The sequence below is a fragment of the Streptomyces sp. adm13(2018) genome (assembly GCF_008042145.1).
Classification (GTDB): Bacteria; Actinomycetota; Actinomycetes; order Streptomycetales; family Streptomycetaceae; genus Streptomyces.
In genome coordinates, this window is the sequence record NZ_RDBH01000262.1 from 1 (window position 1) to 16,482 (window position 16,482).

14 protein-coding genes are annotated in these 16,482 nt (G+C 72.4%); 11 read left to right on the forward strand and 3 right to left on the reverse strand.

Annotated features, from left to right (window positions below; genetic code table 11):
• Nucleotides 1-138 precede the first annotated feature (138 nt).
• The 3 genes from EAO70_RS36315 to rfbB are packed head-to-tail and all read right to left on the reverse strand — an operon-like array spanning nt 139 to nt 3,290.
• Complete coding sequence (locus EAO70_RS36315) at nt 139-1,332, reverse strand: acyltransferase family protein (RefSeq protein ID WP_148007044.1); 1,194 nt, start codon at nt 1,330-1,332, stop codon at nt 139-141.
• 30 nt (nt 1,333-1,362) lie between these two features.
• On the reverse strand, nt 1,363-2,232 hold the full coding sequence (rfbA, locus tag EAO70_RS36320) for a glucose-1-phosphate thymidylyltransferase RfbA (protein ID WP_148007045.1): 870 nt from the start codon (nt 2,230-2,232) through the stop codon (nt 1,363-1,365).
• 29 nt (nt 2,233-2,261) lie between these two features.
• Entirely contained in the window at nt 2,262-3,290 is a 1,029-nt protein-coding gene (gene rfbB, locus EAO70_RS36325; RefSeq protein ID WP_148007046.1) for a dTDP-glucose 4,6-dehydratase, read from the reverse strand.
• A gap of 373 nt (nt 3,291-3,663) precedes the next feature.
• Here rfbB and EAO70_RS36330 point away from each other — a divergent pair, with 373 nt between their 5' ends.
• The 11 genes from EAO70_RS36330 (at nt 3,664) to EAO70_RS36380 (ending at nt 16,450) form a co-directional block, all read left to right on the forward strand.
• On the forward strand, nt 3,664-4,857 hold the full coding sequence (locus tag EAO70_RS36330; protein WP_148007047.1) for a 3-deoxy-7-phosphoheptulonate synthase: 1,194 nt from the start codon (nt 3,664-3,666) through the stop codon (nt 4,855-4,857).
• Nucleotides 4,858-4,933: 76 nt separating this feature from the next.
• On the forward strand, nt 4,934-5,746 hold the full coding sequence (locus EAO70_RS36335; protein ID WP_261993233.1) for a 2,3-dihydro-2,3-dihydroxybenzoate dehydrogenase: 813 nt from the start codon (nt 4,934-4,936) through the stop codon (nt 5,744-5,746).
• 120 nt (nt 5,747-5,866) lie between these two features.
• On the forward strand, nt 5,867-6,535 hold the full coding sequence (locus EAO70_RS36340; protein WP_148007048.1) for an isochorismatase family protein: 669 nt from the start codon (nt 5,867-5,869) through the stop codon (nt 6,533-6,535).
• A gap of 4 nt (nt 6,536-6,539) precedes the next feature.
• The gene (locus EAO70_RS36345; protein WP_148007049.1) at nt 6,540-8,534 is read left to right on the forward strand and encodes an anthranilate synthase family protein; all 1,995 of its coding nucleotides are present in this window, start codon (nt 6,540-6,542) and stop codon (nt 8,532-8,534) included.
• Complete coding sequence (locus tag EAO70_RS36350; protein ID WP_148007050.1) at nt 8,528-9,742, forward strand: FAD-dependent monooxygenase; 1,215 nt, start codon at nt 8,528-8,530, stop codon at nt 9,740-9,742. Before EAO70_RS36345 ends, EAO70_RS36350 begins: the two co-directional genes overlap by 7 nt.
• Before the next feature lie 97 nt (nt 9,743-9,839).
• Nucleotides 9,840-10,928 carry a cytochrome P450 gene (locus EAO70_RS36355; protein WP_148007051.1) on the forward strand — a complete coding sequence of 363 codons (1,089 nt, stop codon included), beginning with the start codon at nt 9,840-9,842 and terminating at the stop codon, nt 10,926-10,928.
• Between the two features lie 50 nt (nt 10,929-10,978).
• Nucleotides 10,979-12,262 carry an activator-dependent family glycosyltransferase gene (locus EAO70_RS36360; protein ID WP_148007052.1) on the forward strand — a complete coding sequence of 428 codons (1,284 nt, stop codon included), beginning with the start codon at nt 10,979-10,981 and terminating at the stop codon, nt 12,260-12,262.
• Nucleotides 12,259-13,701: an NDP-hexose 2,3-dehydratase family protein gene (locus tag EAO70_RS36365; RefSeq protein ID WP_148007053.1), complete on the forward strand. Its 1,443-nt coding sequence runs from the start codon at nt 12,259-12,261 to the stop codon at nt 13,699-13,701. The genes EAO70_RS36360 and EAO70_RS36365 overlap by 4 nt, the downstream gene beginning before the upstream one ends.
• A gap of 35 nt (nt 13,702-13,736) precedes the next feature.
• Entirely contained in the window at nt 13,737-14,717 is a 981-nt protein-coding gene (locus tag EAO70_RS36370; protein ID WP_261993234.1) for a thiamine pyrophosphate-dependent dehydrogenase E1 component subunit alpha, read from the forward strand.
• Nucleotides 14,718-14,750: 33 nt separating this feature from the next.
• Nucleotides 14,751-15,788, forward strand: a complete 1,038-nt coding sequence (locus tag EAO70_RS36375; protein ID WP_148007054.1) for an alpha-ketoacid dehydrogenase subunit beta — start codon at nt 14,751-14,753, stop codon at nt 15,786-15,788.
• A gap of 50 nt (nt 15,789-15,838) precedes the next feature.
• The gene (locus EAO70_RS36380) at nt 15,839-16,450 is read left to right on the forward strand and encodes a dTDP-4-dehydrorhamnose 3,5-epimerase family protein (RefSeq protein WP_148007055.1); all 612 of its coding nucleotides are present in this window, start codon (nt 15,839-15,841) and stop codon (nt 16,448-16,450) included.
• The last annotated feature ends 32 nt before the right edge of the window (nt 16,451-16,482 follow it).

Below are 16,482 nucleotides of genomic sequence, written 5' to 3' on the forward strand. Positions count from 1 at the left end.
CTCGAGGCCGAGCTGCTGGTCAGCGCACCGGCGGCGGTCGCCGACGAGCTGAGCGCCGCGACCGGCACCAAGGTCGGCTGGCTGCCCTTCGACACGGTGGCGAGGACGTGCGACGCACGCACCGGGGCGCGAGCCTTCTCAGGCCCGGGGCAGGGCGCCTTCCCTCGCGTGCTCGGGGAGCTGAGCCCCTACGGGCGGCGCCGCGTCCGCGACACGGCGGGGTCCGCCCCAGCGGCGCATGACCGGCGTCTCCACCCCGTGGTAGAGGGCCAGGGACAGCAGGAGGCCGACCACCAGGGCGGCCAGGGAGACGAGCACGCTCTGCACCGTCGTCAGCGGGTGTGCCGCTCCGGCGATCCGCTCACCGACGAAGGCCAGGACGATGCCGTGAAGGAGGTAGAAGGCGAACGACACCTCGCCCAGGCGACGCATCACGCGGGAGGTGAGGCCCGTCCGCAGGCCCCCGGCGTCGGCGGAGGCTAGTGCGGCGATGAACAGAGCGAGCGGAACGACGGTCACGGCTGCCGCGGTGAACAGCATCGGGGTGTACAGGCCCAGGACGTAGGCCACCACGGTCAGTGCCGCGGCGGGCAGCGCGCCCAGCCCGATCCACCGGCCGCTGAGGACGACGCGTGCCATCAGCATGCCGAGGACGAACTCCAGCAGCCTGGACAGCGGGAAGATGTAGACGAACCACAGGCCTTCGACGGAGACGCCGTCCAGCCACGCCCCCACCGTCGGGAAGGCGGGCGACGACGGCAGCAGACGGGTGGCCACGAGAGGCAGCAGCATGACGGCGGCGGCGAAGCCGCCGGCCCACCACCACAGACGGCCCGCGCGGATCCGGGCGACCAGCGGCAGCAGGAGCGGGAAAAGGGCGTAGAAGAGCAGCTCGCAGGAGAGCGACCAGCTGGCCCCGTTGACGCTGAGGAAGACCGAGGGGTCGGACGACCAGGACTGCAACAGCAGCAGGTTGAGCACGGCCGTGCCGAGCGGAGTGGCGGCCGCGGCGTACACGGCCATCGCCAGCGCGAAGGTCACCAGGTGGTTGGGGAAGATCTTCACCAGCCGGCGGCGCAGGACCCGGGTGTACGTCTCCCCCGGGCGTGCCGACCAGGTCAGGACGAAGCCGCTGAGGACGAAGAAGAAGGAGACACCGATGGTCCCGGCGGTCTTCGTGGCGGTCATCAGGCCGTCGGCGGCGCCGGAGCCCGGGGCGAAGATGCCGGCCGTGGCGAGGTGGCAGACGAACACCAGGGCCGCGGCGATGAACCGGGCTCCGGTGAGGGAATCGAGTCGTGGGTGGCGCACGGCACCCGCGGCGCTGTCCATGGGGATCTCCTGAATCGGGGTGGTGTGGGGTCAGACCCGGGCGAGGGCCCTGACGTGCCGTCCGTACACGGAGCCGGCGGTGAGCTGGTCGGCGAGTTCCCTGAGCTGGTCCATGCCGATGAAGCCCATGCGGAAGGCGGTCTCCTCCAGACAGGCGATCTGCATGCCCTGGCGTTTCTGGAGGACCTGTACGTACTGGCTCGCCTCCATGAGGCTGTCGTGGGTGCCCGCGTCGATCCACGCGTTGCCCCGGCCGAGCTGGACGATCCGGCTGCGCCCCTCCTGCACGAGGAGGCGGTTGACGTCGGAGATCTCCAGTTCGCCGCGGGCCGAGGGTGAGATCTTCTCGGCGTACCCCAGGGCGTCGTTGCTGTACATGTACAGCCCGGTGACGGCGATGTTGGACGGTGGTTCCGCGGGCTTCTCCACGATGTCCACGAGCTCGCCCCCGGCGTCGAGGACGGCGACGCCGTAGCGTTCGGGGTCGGAGACGGGGTAGCCGAAGACGGTGCAGCCGTCGACCTCCTGCGCGGCCCGGTGCAGCGTGGCGGGCAGCCCCTGGCCGTAGAAGATGTTGTCGCCGAGGATCAGGCAGACGTCCTCGTCACCCGCGAACTCGCGTCCGATGACGAGCGCTTCGGCGATTCCGCGCGCCTCGTCCTGCACCGCGTACCGCAGGTCGAGACCGAGGCGGCTGCCGTCGCCGAACAGGGATCGGAAGGCTTCGAGGTGGCTGCTGTTGGTGATGATCAGGATCTCGCGCATCCCGGCGAGCATCAGCACCGACAGGGGGTAGTACACCAGGGGCTTGTCGTAGACGGGCAGCAGTTGCTTGGAGCTGGTGGTGGTCAACGGCAGCAGCCTGGTCCCGGAGCCGCCGGCCAGCAGAATTCCGCGCATCGCGATGGGTTTCCTTGCCTCGGGGGCGGTCAGCCGACGGTGCCGGCCGGCACGTCGGGTCGTCGGGTACGGGGCGGCAGGTCGGCACCGGGCGCTCGCCACCAGCCGGGGTTGTCCCGGTACCAGCCGACGGTGGCGGCCAGTTGGGTGTCGAAGTCGTGGAGCGGCCGGTAGCCGAGCTCGTCCCGCGCCTTGCTCCAGTCGACCGAGTAGCGCAGATCGTGCCCCTTGCGGTCGGCCACCCGTTCGACCGAGGACCAGGTCCGCCCGGTGGCGCCGAGGAGTCGCCCGGTGAGCTCCCGGTTGCTCAGCTCCCGGCCGCCGCCGAGGTTGTAGATCTCGCCGGGCCGGCCCGCACGGCGCACGAGGTCGATGCCGCGGCAGTGGTCCTCGACGTGCAGCCAGTCACGCACGTTGGCCCCGTCTCCGTACAGCGGCACGGAGAATCCGTCGAGGAGCCGGGTCGTGAAGAGGGGGACGACCTTCTCCGGGTGCTGCATCGGCCCGTAGTTGTTCGAGCAGCGGGTGACGCGCACGTCGAGGCCGTGAGTGCGGTGGCAGGCCAGGGCCAGGAGATCGGACGACGCCTTCGACGCGGAGTAGGGGGAGTTGGGTCGTACGGGTTGGTTCTCGTCCCAGGAGCCGTGCTCGATCGACCCGTACACCTCGTCCGTGGAGATGTGCACGAAGGTGCGCACCCGGTGGTGGAGCGAGGCGTCCAGGAGGCTCTGCGTCCCCAGGACGTTGGTCCGGAGGAACGCGCCGCTGTCCTCGATCGAGCGGTCGACGTGGGACTCCGCCGCGAAGTGCACCACCGTGTCGACGCCTGGCAGCACCGCGTCGAGGGTGCCACGGTCGCAGATGTCGCCCTGCCGGAAGCGCAGCCGGTCGTCGCCGGCCAGGTCCGCGAGGTTGGCACGGTTGCCGGCGTAGGTGAGCTTGTCCAGGACGGTGACCGCGCTCACCTCGGCGTCGGCCGACCGGAGCAGCATGCGGACGTAGTGGGAGCCGATGAAGCCCGCGCCCCCGGTGACGAGCAGGTGCGTGCCCTTCTGCATGTACTCCTCCTGGGAAATAAGAGCATGGCGATCGGCCGCCCGAGAACAGCACGACGGCAGGAACATAAATCAACCGGAAGAATCCTGTAAAGCCTCTTCACGTTGAGCCCGGAAACAATTAAAGCTAAAGCGATGCATGCAGCCGCACATTCTCGGAATCCTTGCAGGCAACCGCATCGACAATGCAGGTAAATGGTCTCTGACGTGCCGCTATTGACACTTGACTGAAGTCGCGAGGGGCACGTACCTTGCGGATCAATTACGTGCCGCACTGCCCGGAGATCACGGCCGGAATTCGACGGGAATTTCCCCCTGGCTCGAATACCCGAACCGTCCGAGCGGCTACGTCGACATATCCAGGAGGGGAAACCAGGTGGGGCAGAGTACGGCCGGGGTCCACGCGGTGAGAGCCGATGGGGCGGCCCCGCACCCCGTAGCGGAGCAGCAGCCCGCCTGGCCCGACCGGCAGGTGCTGGGACACGTCCGCGCGACGCTCGCAGGCCGCCCCGGTCTCGTCACCGCCGAGGAGACCGCCCGGCTGAGGGCCCTGCTCGGGGAGGTCGCCGCGGGCAGCCTGCGCGTTCTACAGGCGGGCGACTGCGCGGAGGACCCGGCGCACTGCACCCCGGACGGGGTGCGCGGCACCCTGCGTCTGCTCGACGGGCTGGCCGCCGCGATGGAGGACGGTACCGGGCGGGGTGTCCTGCGCATCGGCCGGATGGCGGGCCAGTTCGCCAAGCCGCGCTCGCACCCCGTGGAACGGGTCGGCGGTCGCGAACTCCCCGCCTACCGGGGTCCGATGGTGAACGCGCCCGAGCCCGACCCGTCGGCACGCCGCCCCGACCCCCGTCGGCTGCTCCGGTGCTACGACCTCGCCGCCACCGTCCACTCGTCGCTGGCCGCGCAGGGACGCGCACCGACTCCGGCCGGCGACGCGTCCGTGTACACCAGCCACGAGGCGCTGCTGCTCGACTACGAACAGCCGATGCTTCGCGAACTACCGGACGGCGCGGTGCTCCTGGCCTCCACCCACCTTCCGTGGATCGGCGAACGCACCCGGCAGCCCGGGGGGGCCCACGTCGGACTGCTCTCCCGGGTCGTCAACCCGGTGGCCTGCAAGGTCGGCCCCACCACGACGGAGGCCGAACTGCTGACCCTGTGCGCCGCACTGGACCCCGGCCGCAGCCCCGGGCGGCTCACCCTGGTGGCCCGGATGGGCGCGGGCCGCGTCCGCACCGCGCTTCCCCCGCTGGTGCGGGCGGTACGGGCGGCCGGCCACCCGGTGATCTGGTTGTGCGACCCCATGCACGGAAACACCGTGACCGCCGCCGACGGCCGCAAGACGCGCGTCGTGGCGGAGCTCGTCGACGAGGTCGAGGCGTTCCAGGACGTGGTGCTCGCCGAGCGCGGTGTCGCGGGCGGCCTGCACCTGGAGGCCACCGCCCGGGAGATCGCCGAGTGCGTGTGGTCCCCGGACGAGGCTCCCGCGGGTCCGTACACCACGCTCTGCGACCCCCGGCTCAACCTGCCCCAGGCCGGCCACCTCGCCAGGTCCTGGCATGCCTGACAGGGCGGCCGCAGATCGGCTCCTGCCGGCCTCCGGCGACCCCGTTCGGCCCCAAGTGATGTGAGGAGAAGCAGCTTTGAAGATCAGCGAAGACACCGGCAGTCGACCGTCCGCCGAACTCGTGGGCGGCGTCGCGCTGGTGACCGGCGCGACCGGTGGTATCGGTGAAGCCGTGGTGCGCACCCTCGCCGAGGCGGGCGTCCACGTGGCCGCCCTCGATCTCGACACCCCCTCCCTCGCCGAACTGGAGCGGACGGCCCGGGCCAAGGGCCTTCCGGTGACCGCGTTCGCCGCGGACGTCACCTCCGCCTCCGCGGTGGAGGCGGCCGTCGCCGCGGTGGAGGAGCGGCTGGGCCCGATCGACCGGCTCGTCAACGTGGCCGGCGTGATGCTCGCCGCCCCCGTGCTGACGCTGGGCGAGGAGGACTGGGAGCACACCTTCGCGGTCAACGCCTCCGGCGTCTTCCGGGTCTCCACCGCCGTCGCACGCCGCATGGCCGGACGGGGTCGCGGTTCCATCGTGACGGTCGCCTCGAACGCGGCGGTCGTCCCCCGGACCGGGATGGCCGCGTACGCCGCGTCGAAGGCCGCCGCGGTCGCCTTCACCAAGAACCTCGGTCTGGAACTCGCCCGCCACGGCGTGCGCTGCAACGCCGTCTGCCCCGGCTCCACCGACACCGCCATGCTCCGCTCCCTCTGGTCGGACGACAGCGGCCCCGAACGGTCGCTGCACGGGTCCCCGGAGGACTTCCGCGTCGGCATCCCGCTCGGCAGGTTCGCCACCCCCGAGCACATCGCGGACGCCGTGGCGTTCCTGCTGTCCGAGCGAGCCGCGCACATCACCATGCACGACCTCCAGGTCGACGGAGGCGCGGCGCTGGGCCGTTGAGAGGCGTCCGGCGGTCCCGCCCGGCTCGCGGGCGGACGGCGGACACCTCCGGAGAACCCCAGGCCAGCGTCCCCACCGGTCGTACGACATCCGGTCCGACTCCACCAGGAGAACATCCCCATGGCCATACCCGGCATCGCCCCCTACCCCATGCCGCAGCAGGACGAGCTCCCCGCGAACACGGCCTCCTGGCGCCCTGATCCGCGACGTGCCGCCGTCCTGGTGCACGACATGCAGCGCTACTTCGTGGCCCCCTTCCCCACCGGCCAGGAACCCGCGCTCAGTCTGGTCTCCAACACCCGCAGGCTCGTCGAGCGGGCCCGGAGCCTGGGCATTCCGGTCGTCTACACCGCTCAGCCCGGGGACATGACGCAAAGCCAGCGCGGTCTGCTCAGGGACTTCTGGGGGCCGGGCATGCAGACGGCGCCCGAGCACCGCGCGATCATCGACGAGGTGGCGCCGGCCCCGCGGGACGCGGCGGACTCCGTCTTCACGAAGTGGCGCTACAGCGCCTTTCACGGGAACGGCCTGCGGGAGCACCTCGGGCGCCTGGGCCGCGACCAGCTGATCATCTGCGGCGTGTACGCCCACGTCGGCTGCCTGATGACGGCGGTGGACGCCTTCACCCACGACGTCGAGACCTTCCTCGTCGCGGACGCCGTCGCCGACTTCTCCGAATCCCACCACCGGTCCGCCCTGGAGTACGCCGCCGCCCGGTGCTCGGTGGTCCTTCCCACGGACTCCGTCCTCGCCGAACTCGGCGCGGCCGAACTCGTCGGACAGGACTGAGGCGATGACGTCCGAGGACTGTCGCTTCCGGGAGCTCCTGGGCCGCGTGCTCACCGGGGACGCCCCCGACTTCGCCCTGCTGCACCGCCCCGAGGCCGTGGGCGACAAGGTGGAGCTCCTGCTCGGAGACGTGAACGAGGTGACCCGGCTCGCCGACATACCGCCGGCTCACCGGCCGCGGGAGGCGGGACCGGGCCACGAAACGCTCGTCCTGGTCCCCTACCGCCAGGTCGTCGAACGGGGCTTCGCCTGCCACGACGACGGCTCTCCCCTGCTCGCCCTCAGCATCTCCGACCAGGCCGCCCACCCCCTCGACGAGGCCCTGGCCCTGCTGCCCGACGTACCGGTCGACGTGTCGAACGGACGCTTCGACATCGACGACGAGGCCTACGCCTCTCTCGTTCGCCGGGTCCTGGAGGAGGAGATCGGGAACGGCTCGGGGGCCAACTTCGTCATCAGCCGGGCCTTCACCGCCGACCTGACCGACTGGACGCCCGCCGTGGCGCTCAGTCTGTTCCGCAGGCTGCTCGGCGGCGAACGCGGCGCGTACTGGACGTTCGTGGTGCACACCGGCGACCGGACCTTCGTCGGCGCCACCCCCGAGCGGCACATCAGCCTCTTCGACGGCACGGCCGTCATGAACCCCATCAGCGGCACACTGCGCTACCCGCCCGGCGGCCCCGGCCTCGACGACGTGATGCGCTTCCTCGCCGATCCCAAGGAGACGGCCGAACTGCGCATGGTGGTCGACGAGGAACTGAAGATGATGGCCCGCATCTGCGACGGGGGCGGTCGGGTCGTCGGTCCGTACCTCAAGGAGATGGCCACCCTCGCCCACACCGAGTACCTCATCCAGGGCAGTACCACCCGGGACGTCCGCGACATACTCCGCGAGTCGATGTTCGCCCCCACGGTGATCGGCAGCCCGCTGGAGAGCGCCTGCCGGGTCGTCCGGGAGTACGAGCCGCGTGGGCGGGGCTACTACAGCGGCGTCGTCGCCCTGATCAGCCGGGACGTCAACGGCAACCCGTCGCTGGACTCGGCGATCCTGCTGCGCACGACGGCCGTCACGGGCCGCAGGCTGCGCCTCGCGGTCGGCGCGACGCTGGTGCGCGACTCGGACCCGCTCTCGGAGGTGGCCGAGACGCACGCCAAGGCGCGCGGCGTGCTCGGCGCCCTGGGCGTGGCCGGGCCCTCGGCGACCCGCCGGGCGACGGGCTCCGGGCTTTCCGGCCACCCGCTGGTGCGCGCGGCCCTGGAGGACCGCAACGCGGATCTCGCACCGTTCTGGCTGGACCTCTCGCCGACCACCACCGTCCCGGCCGCGCCGCGACCGTACGAGGGTCGGCGCGTTCTGGTCGTGGACGCGGAGGACGACTTCACGGCGATGATCGCCGTGGTGCTCCGCTCCCTCGGACTCCGCGTCGACGTACGGCGCCACGACGACCCCGGCGGCACCACCGGGTACGACCTGGTGGTCATGGGGCCGGGCCCCGGTGACCCCCGTGACGCCGGAAGCGCCCGCATCACCGCGCTCCGTCACTCGATCCGGAGGATGCTGGACACCTCGACGCCGTTCCTCGCGGTGTGTCTGAGCCACCAGGTGCTCGGCCTTCTGCTCGGACTGCAACTCGTGCGCCGCGACCGGCCCAACCAGGGCGTGCAGCGGAAGATCAGCCACTTCGGCGAGCACGTCGTCGCGGGCTTCTACAACACCTTCGCGCTGAGCTGCGCCGACGACATGGTCGAGGTCCCCTGGCTCGACGCCCCCGTGGAGATCAGCCGCGACCCGGACACCGGGCAGGTGCACGGGCTGCGCGGACCCGGCTTCGCCTCGCTCCAGTTCCACCCGGAGTCGCTGCTGAGCCGGGACGGGGTGGCCGTCCTGACCGGGACGGTGGCCGCCCTGCTCGCCCCGCCGGCCGACGCTCCCACGGGCCGGCCGGCCCTCGCCTCCTCACATCCGTCACCGTCGACCACGAGGTGGACACCGTGCTGAACATCGCCGTCGCGGGCGGCGGCATCGGCGGACTCGCGTCCGCCCTCGCCGTCGCCCGGGCCGGGCACACCGCCCACGTACTGGAACGCAACGCCGAGTTCGCCGAGCTCGGAGCGGGTATCCAGCTGGCCCCCAACGCCTTCCGCGCCCTGCGCCGGCTCGGCGTCGCCGGACCGGTGGAGGAACGTGCCGTCCGCGTGGACGCCCTGCGGCTCCTCGACGCGGACTCGGGCGCGCTGCTGGCCGAGATGGCTCTGGGCGACGCCTACCTGAGCCGGTTCGGCGATCCGTACGCCGTCGTGCAACGCGGCGACCTGCACAGCGCGCTGCTGAGTGCCTGCAAGGAGCACGAGCGGGTCGTCATGCACCCCGGCACCGCCGTGACCGGCTATCGCGACACGCCCGACGCGGTCCACGTGGCCACCGCGGGCGGTCGGACGGTGGTGGCCGACGCCCTGGTCGGGGCGGACGGCATCCGCTCCCGGGTGCGCGCCCGGATGCTGGGCGACGGACCGCCGCGGGTCTCGGGGCACACCATCCACCGCACCGTCGTACCGATGACCGAGGTACCGGCCGAGCTGCGGTGGAACACGGTGAACCTGTGGGCGGGTCCCGGCTGGCACATGGTCCACTACCCCATCGCGAACGGCGAGAAGCTGAACCTGGCCGTCACGCGCGACGACGGAGCACGCACCGCCGTGGCCGGCGTCCCCACCGGCCGCGACGAGGTCCTGGCCGCCTTCCCCTCCCTGCATCCGCAGGCTCGCGCACTGCTCGGCCTCGGGCGTGACTGGCGGACCTGGGTGCTGTGCGACCGGCCGCCGACCGCGACCTGGACCGAGGGCCGCGTCTGCCTCACGGGCGACGCCGCCCACGCCATGCTCCAGTACGCCGCCCAGGGTGCCTGCATGGCCCTGGAGGACGCGGTGGTGCTCGGCGAGGTGCTGGAGGGCACGTCCGCGGACGTGGCCGGGTGCCTGGCCCGCTTCGCGGCCCTGCGCGGCGAGCGCGCCGCCCGGGTCCAGGAGGTCTCGTCGTGGATGGGGCACGCCCTCTACCACCCGCGGGGCGCCGCGGCCGCCGAGCGCGACGCGATGCTCGCGGCGCTGTCCCAGGACGACCTGTTGACGGCCGTCGACTGGCTCCACGGTCATGACGTCGACGACCCGGCCCACCGTGGTGCCGCCCGCACGGCCGTACTGACCTGACATACGGGTCCCGTCGTGATCACGACGTGCGCCTCCCGCCCTTCCTCAAGCCGTGACCAGGGGGCTCCCGAGCCCCCGCCAGAAAGGACAACCCAGCGTGGACACCACCGAGCGCGGTCTGGCGCGCCGACTGCAGTTGCGGCAGGCCCTGGTGTGGCTCGAGGCGGCGCGCGGCGACAGCCACGCGGCGCTGCTGCGGGGGCTCGACGACGACCCCCGGGCCCACTGGGGGCGGCTGCGCGAGCGCCCGCTGACCCGCAGCGGCACCGGCGACCGTGTCGCCGCGCGCCACGCGTCCGTCACCGCCGCGCAGTCGTCCCCCGCCCTGCGCCTCGTCCCGCTCCCGGACCTGGCGGGCGGCCCCGGGGGCCTGCCGTGGCCGGATGCCGAGGCCGGGTCGCCGGACCACGCCGATCAGGCCTGGCAACGGGCCCTGGAGCGGGCGGGCGAAGGACCGGACCTGGTGGACGTCGCACGCGACGCGGCCGTCGGCACCCTGGCGGCCGCGTGGGGGCTCGGCCCGGACGCCGAACAGACCCTGCGCACCGCCGCCGTGGGGGCCGCCGGAGCACTCGACGCTCCCTTCTACGCACAGAGCGGGGCCCGCACCCGTGCGATCGCGCAGGCTGTGGCGGCCCTGCGGCGGCTCGTTCCCGAGGGCGCCGCCGGGGGACTGGCCGTCGCCGTCGCGGGGACCTCGATGGCGACCGACCTGGTGACCGACGCCGTCGTACTCGGCCTGCCGCCGGACGGTGAGCCCGGCCTCTCCCGGAACCTGTGGGACCAGGACCCCGACCGCGTGCGGCGCACGGTGCTGGAGACGCTGCGCCTGGCCCCGCCCGTACGCCTCGAAGCGGCGACGGCGGAGACCGGGTGCGTCCTGGCCGGCGAGGAGATCGAGGCCGGGGAGCGGGTCGTGTCGCACCTGGGGGCCGCCAACCGCGATCCCGAGGTGTTCTCCTGCCCGGACCGCTTCGATCCGGACCGCTCCGCGGACGAGCTGGCGGCCGTACGCGTGCCGGGCGCGGCCGGCACGGATGCTCTGTCCTTCGCCGTGACGTGCGCCGCGCGGGGTCTGCTCGCGCTCGCCGCGCTGCGCCCCCGGTCTGCCACCGGGCTTCGGGTCCGCCGCACCGCCGCACCCGTGTCCCCGTCCCTGCTCGCCTGCCCCGTCGTCTCGGGCTGACCGACGACGGCCCGCCGCCACCGGACGGGCCCAGTGAGGAAGTACCCAGCGTGAAGATCCTTTTCGTCAGCATGCCCCACCCGACGCATTTCCAGCCGATGCTGCCCCTGGCCTGGGCGCTGCGCGCGGCCGGCCACGAGGTACGGGTCGCCGGACACCCGGACCTGACGGAGACCTCCACCGGGGCCGGCATGACCGCGGTGCCGGTCGGCACGCCCGCCTGGTATGCCGACGACCCCTACGAACCCGCGCTGTACGCCCGGTTGATGGGCGCCGGCGCCTCCGACTTCCTCGGCTCCTTCGACTGGCCGAGGTCCGACGCGTCGGCCTGGGGCTGGGAGGGGCTGCTGGGCCTGGAGAAGGTGCTCGTCCCCGCTCTCTACACCGGGATCAACACCGACACGATGATCGAGGAACTCCTGGCGTACGCACGCCATTGGCAGCCCGATCTGGTCGTCTGGGAGCAGCTGACCGTCGCGGGCGCGGTGGTGGCCGAACTCCTCGGGGTGCCGCACGCCCGGTTCGTCTACGGTCTCGACTTCATCGGCCGGGCCCGCGAGGCGTTCCTGCGGCGGTACGAGGAGCAGCCCGTGGCGCACCGGGAGGACCCCACCCGCGAGTGGTTCGAGCCGTTCATGGTCCGGCACGGCGGCTCCTGGACGGAGCGGTTGCGCACCGGCGGGTTCACCATCGACACGTCGGTGCCCAGCACCCGGCTCGACACCGGCGGCCCTGTCGAGGGACTGCGCTACGTGCCGTACAACGGTCCCTCCGTCGTCCCGGAGTGGCTGCGCGAGCCGGCCGGCCGCAGGCGCGTGTGCCTGACCCTGGGCCGCTCCAACGAACTGGAGAACACGGGCACCACGGTCGCCGAGATCCTCGGCGGGCTCGCCTCGCTGGACGTGGAGGTCGTCGCCACGCTCGGCGCCGAGGAGGCCGCGGGGCTCGGCCCGCTCCCGGACAACGTCCGGCTGGTGGACTTCGTACCGCTGCACGACCTGCTCCCCACCTGCTCAGCCGTCGTGCATCACGGGGGCATCGGTTCACGACTCACCGCCGTGCACCACGGCGTCCCCCAGCTGGTCCTCGGCTACGGCTACGACACGTGGATGATCGCCCGGCGCCAGGAGGAGCTGGACGCCGGACTCGCCCTGGCGGCTGCGGACGCCACGGCCGACTCCGTCCGCGACCGCGTCGCGCGGCTCCTCGACGAGCCCCGCTTCACGGCCGGCGCCGCGCGCATGCGGGACGAGCAGCTGGCCCAGCCCTCCCCCGCCGACTTCGTCGCCACGCTGGAGCGCCGGGTCGAGGAGTGGGCGGAGGCGGCGCGATGACCGTGTCCGCGTCGCCCACCGCGCTCCCGGCGCACGCTCCGCGGCTGGCGCGCTCGGCCGCGACCCTGTCCACGAGAGCGGGCACGGACGCGGACTGCGCTCGCTGGCTCACCGAGTGCGCGGAGCGCCTCGCCGCCGAGGTGGAGCCCGTACCGCTGGACGCGCTCGTGGGCTGGCACCGCAGGCCGGACACGGGCGACCTGGTCCACGAGAGCGGCCGCTTCTTCTCCGTGGAGGGCTTGTCGGTCGAGCGTCCGGGGGCGGCGGTCGACCGGTGGTGCCAGCCGGTCATCAACCAGCCGGAGACCGGCATCCTCGGCCTGCTGATGACGGAGATCGACGGGGTCGCGCACTTCCTCATGCAGGCCAAGATGGAGCCGGGCAACCACAACGGTGTCCAGCTGTCGCCCACGGTGCAGGCCACCCGGAGCAACTACACCGGCGCGCACCGGGGGCGCCCGGTCCCCTATGTCGAGTACTTCCGCGACGCCGGACGTCACACGGTGCTCGCGGACGTGCGCCAGTCCGAACAAGGCGCCTGGTTCCTCCGCAAGCGCAACCGCAACATGGTCGTCGAGGTCCGTGAACCCGTCGTCCTACGGGACGGCTTCCGGTGGATGACGCTCGGGCAGATCCACCGGCTGCTGGCCCTGGACGACGTGGTCAACATGGACGCACGCACCGTGCTGTCCTGCCTGCCCTTCGAAGGCCCCGGCCTGCACGAGGACGCGTCGACGGGCCAGGATGCGTTCCGGACCTCGCTGCTCAGGTCCTGCGCGGCCGGTGTCGACGAGGGGGCGCACTCGATGTCCTCGGTCCTGCACTGGATCACGGAGGCGCGCAGCACCGCCGAACTCCACGCCCGGACGGTGCCGTTGGACCAGGCCGCCGGCTGGCGCACCGAGGACGGCAGGATCCGTCACGAGAGCGGCCTCTTCTTCGACGTGCTGGGTGTCCGGGTGCGGACCCGGGGACGCGAGGTCGACCGCTGGACCCAGCCCCTGGTCGCGGCCGGTGGACGGGGCCTCATCGCCTTCCTGACCCGGAGCATCGGCGGCGTGCTGCACGTGCTCGTGCACGCCAAGGACGAGCCGGGGCACACCGACACGGTCGAACTCGCGCCGACGGTGCAGTGCAATCCGCGCAACTACTCCGTACTGCCGTCCGCGGCCCGGCCCGCGTTCCTCGACGAGGTGCTCGCCGCGGGACCGGAGCGCATCAGGTTCGACACCACCCTCTCCGAGGAGGGCGGCCGTTTCCACCACACCCGCAACCGCTACCTGATCGTCGAGGCGGACGACGACCAGGGCGAGCCGCCGGGCTACCGCTGGGTGACCCTGCGGCAGCTCTCCGCCCTGCTGCGCCACAGCTACTACCTCGACGTGGAGGCCCGCAGCCTCGTCGCGTGCCTGCGCAGCCTCCTGGTCGTGCCGCAGTGACGCCCACGACGACATCACAGAGAAAGGACGTGACGATGATGGATTCCTCCCGCGCCCGGCTGATCCGGGACATGGTGCGCATCCGCACCGTGGAGGAGGTGCTCGCCGACTTCTACCGCGACGAGCAGGAGATGCGTACCCCCACGCACTTCTCCATCGGGCAGGAGGCGACCGCGGTGGGAGTGTGCTCGGCGACCACCCCGCGGGACTGGGTCTACTCGGGACACCGCTCCCACGCCCCGTACCTCGCCAAGGGCGGTGACCTCGAAGCACTCGTCGCGGAGCTGTACGGCAAGGAGGCCGGCTGCTCTCGCGGCCGGGGCGGCTCCATGCACGTGATGGACCAGGCCGCCGGGTTCGCCGGATCGGCGGCCATCCTCGGCGAGATGATCGCCGCGGCCGTGGGCGCCGGTTGGGCGTTCGCCCGGGCCGGCGAACCGAGGGTCGCGCTCACCTACTTCGGTGAGGGGGCCGCCGACGAAGGCGTGTTCTTCGAATCGCTGAACTTCGCCGCGGTGCACCGGATCCCGGTGGTCTTCGTCTGCGAGAACAACCGCTACTCCATCTCGTCACCGCTCGGGGTCCGGCACGCTCCGGGCACCTCGGTGCGCGGCCGCGCCGAGGCGTGCGGGGTGCGGTCGCTCGCGGTCGACGGCAACGACGTCTTCGCCGTCCGGGACGCGGCCCGCGACGCGGTGGACCACGCGCGCGACGGCCGGGGCCCGGTCCTGCTCGAACTCGCCACCTACCGCTGGCGTGCGCACGTCGGACCCGGCCTGGACCACGACCACGGATTCCGCTCGCAGGAGGAGATCGACTCCTGGACCGCGGCCTGCCCCATCCTGCGCGCCGCCGACGCGGTACGCGGGGAGACTCCCGGCATCGACACGCTGGTGGAGTCCTGGCGCGCCGAGTTCCGCCAGGAGGTCCACGCGGCCGTCGACCGCGCCAAGGCCCTGCCCTTCCCCGACATCGCCGGGCTGCTCTCGGGCGCGTACCTGCCCGCGGCCCGCTGACCGCGGCACATTCCAGGCAAGAGGAGATCGGACATGCGCACCCTGACCTACTGGCAGGCCATCAGCGAAGCCACCGTGCAGTGCATGGAACGCGACGAGAGGATCTTCGTCGCCGGTGAGGGCGTCGACGACGTGGCCGGGGCGTTCGGCACCACGAAGGAGGCGTTCCGCCGGTTCGGCCCCCGCCGGGTGGTGGACATGCCCAACGCGGAGAACGCCACCGCCGGCATCGCCGTCGGCGCGGCCGCCGCGGGACAGCGCCCCCTCGTGGTGCACGTACGCGCGGACTTCATGTTCCTGGCGATGGACGCCCTGGTGAACATGGCGGCCAAGTGGCGCTACACCTACGGCGGTGACAAGGGGGGCGTGCCGGTGGTGACCCGCGGCGTCGTGGGCCGGGGCTGGGGTCAGGGCTCGACCCATTCGCAGAGCCCGCACGCGACGTTCGCCCACTACGCGGGTCTGCACGTGGCCACGCCCGCCACGCCCGCCGACGCCAAGGGCATGCTCGTCCAGGCCCTGACCGGCGACACCCCCGTCGTGCTGATCGAGAACCGCAACCTGTACCCCCTCGTCGGCGAGGTGCCCGAGGAGCCGCTGCCGGTCCCCTTCGGGGTCGGCCGGATCGCGCGCGCGGGCACCGATGTCACCGTCGTGGCGGCGTCGTTGATGGTGCACGAGGCGGAGCGCGCGGCGGAGCAACTGGCCGAGCGCGGTATCAGCGTGGAGGTGGTCGACGTCCGCAGCCTCCGGCCGCTGGACGAGGGGATCATCTGCGAGTCCGTCGCCAAGACCGGCCGGCTCGTCGTCGCCGACACCAGCTGGGCCCGGTACGGGTTCACCGCCGAGGTGGCCGCGGTGGTGGCCGAGCACGTCCCGCACGCGCTGCGCGCCCCGGTCCGTCGCGTGTCCCTGCCCGACAGCCCCGCCCCCGTGTCGCACCCGCTGGAGGAGGCGTTCCACCCGAACGCGAGCAGCATCGTGTCGGCCTGCCTCGACGTGTGCGGGGAGGCCGGTGCGGTGCTGCCTCGGCTGGCCAGTGTGAGCGCCGGCTTCCAGGGCCCGTTCTGAGTGCCCTTCCCCCACCACCCGAGTACGTCGATCGATGTGAGGAGCAACCGGTGCAGGTACGCGAGTTGAAGATCGAAGGGGCCTACGAGTTCACCCCGCAGGTGTTCGGCGACCCTCGGGGAGTCTTCCTCTCCCCCTATCAGGAGGACGTGTTCACCGAGGCCCTGGGGCGGCCGCTCTACCCCGTCGTGCAGTCCAGCTACAGCGTCTCCAAGCGGGGTGTCGTGCGGGGCATCCACTTCACCGCCGTACCTCCGGGCATGGGGAAGTACGCCTACTGCACACGTGGGAGGGCCCTGGACTTCATCGTCGACACCAGGGTCGGATCGCCCACCTTCGGCATGTGGGACTCCGTCGAGCTCGACCCCGTGGACTGCCGGTCGGTGCACATCCCGATCGGGGTGGGGCACCTCTTCGTGGCGCTCGAGGACGACACCACGATCTCGTATCTGCTGTCCACGGGGTACGAGCCGCAGCGGGAGCACGCCATCCACCCGCTGGACCCGGAGCTCGGCCTCCCCTTCCCGGACGGTCTCGACCTGCTGCTGTCGGAGCGCGACCGCACGGCTCCGACGCTCGCCGAGGCCGGGGAGCTGGGCATCCTGCCCGGCTTCGAGGAGAGCCTGCGGCTCGACGCCCGGTCGGGAGCGGTGCGCGGCTGAGGGCACCGAGGCGGACACAGGCGAACGCCGTG

Bases quoted from the DNA above. Each gene is read 5' to 3' on its own strand.
- rfbB (WP_148007046.1), bottom strand. From the start codon at position 3,290: ATGCAGAAGGGCACGCACCTGCTCGTCACCGGGGGCGCGGGCTTCATC.
- EAO70_RS36375 (WP_148007054.1), top strand. From the start codon at position 14,751: ATGCGCACCCTGACCTACTGGCAGGCCATCAGCGAAGCCACCGTGCAG.
- EAO70_RS36340 (WP_148007048.1), top strand. From the start codon at position 5,867: ATGGCCATACCCGGCATCGCCCCCTACCCCATGCCGCAGCAGGACGAG.
- EAO70_RS36365 (WP_148007053.1), top strand. From the start codon at position 12,259: ATGACCGTGTCCGCGTCGCCCACCGCGCTCCCGGCGCACGCTCCGCGG.
- EAO70_RS36345 (WP_148007049.1), top strand. From the start codon at position 6,540: ATGACGTCCGAGGACTGTCGCTTCCGGGAGCTCCTGGGCCGCGTGCTC.
- rfbA (WP_148007045.1), bottom strand. From the start codon at position 2,232: ATGCGCGGAATTCTGCTGGCCGGCGGCTCCGGGACCAGGCTGCTGCCG.
- EAO70_RS36315 (WP_148007044.1), bottom strand. From the start codon at position 1,332: ATGGACAGCGCCGCGGGTGCCGTGCGCCACCCACGACTCGATTCCCTC.
- EAO70_RS36370 (WP_261993234.1), top strand. From the start codon at position 13,737: ATGATGGATTCCTCCCGCGCCCGGCTGATCCGGGACATGGTGCGCATC.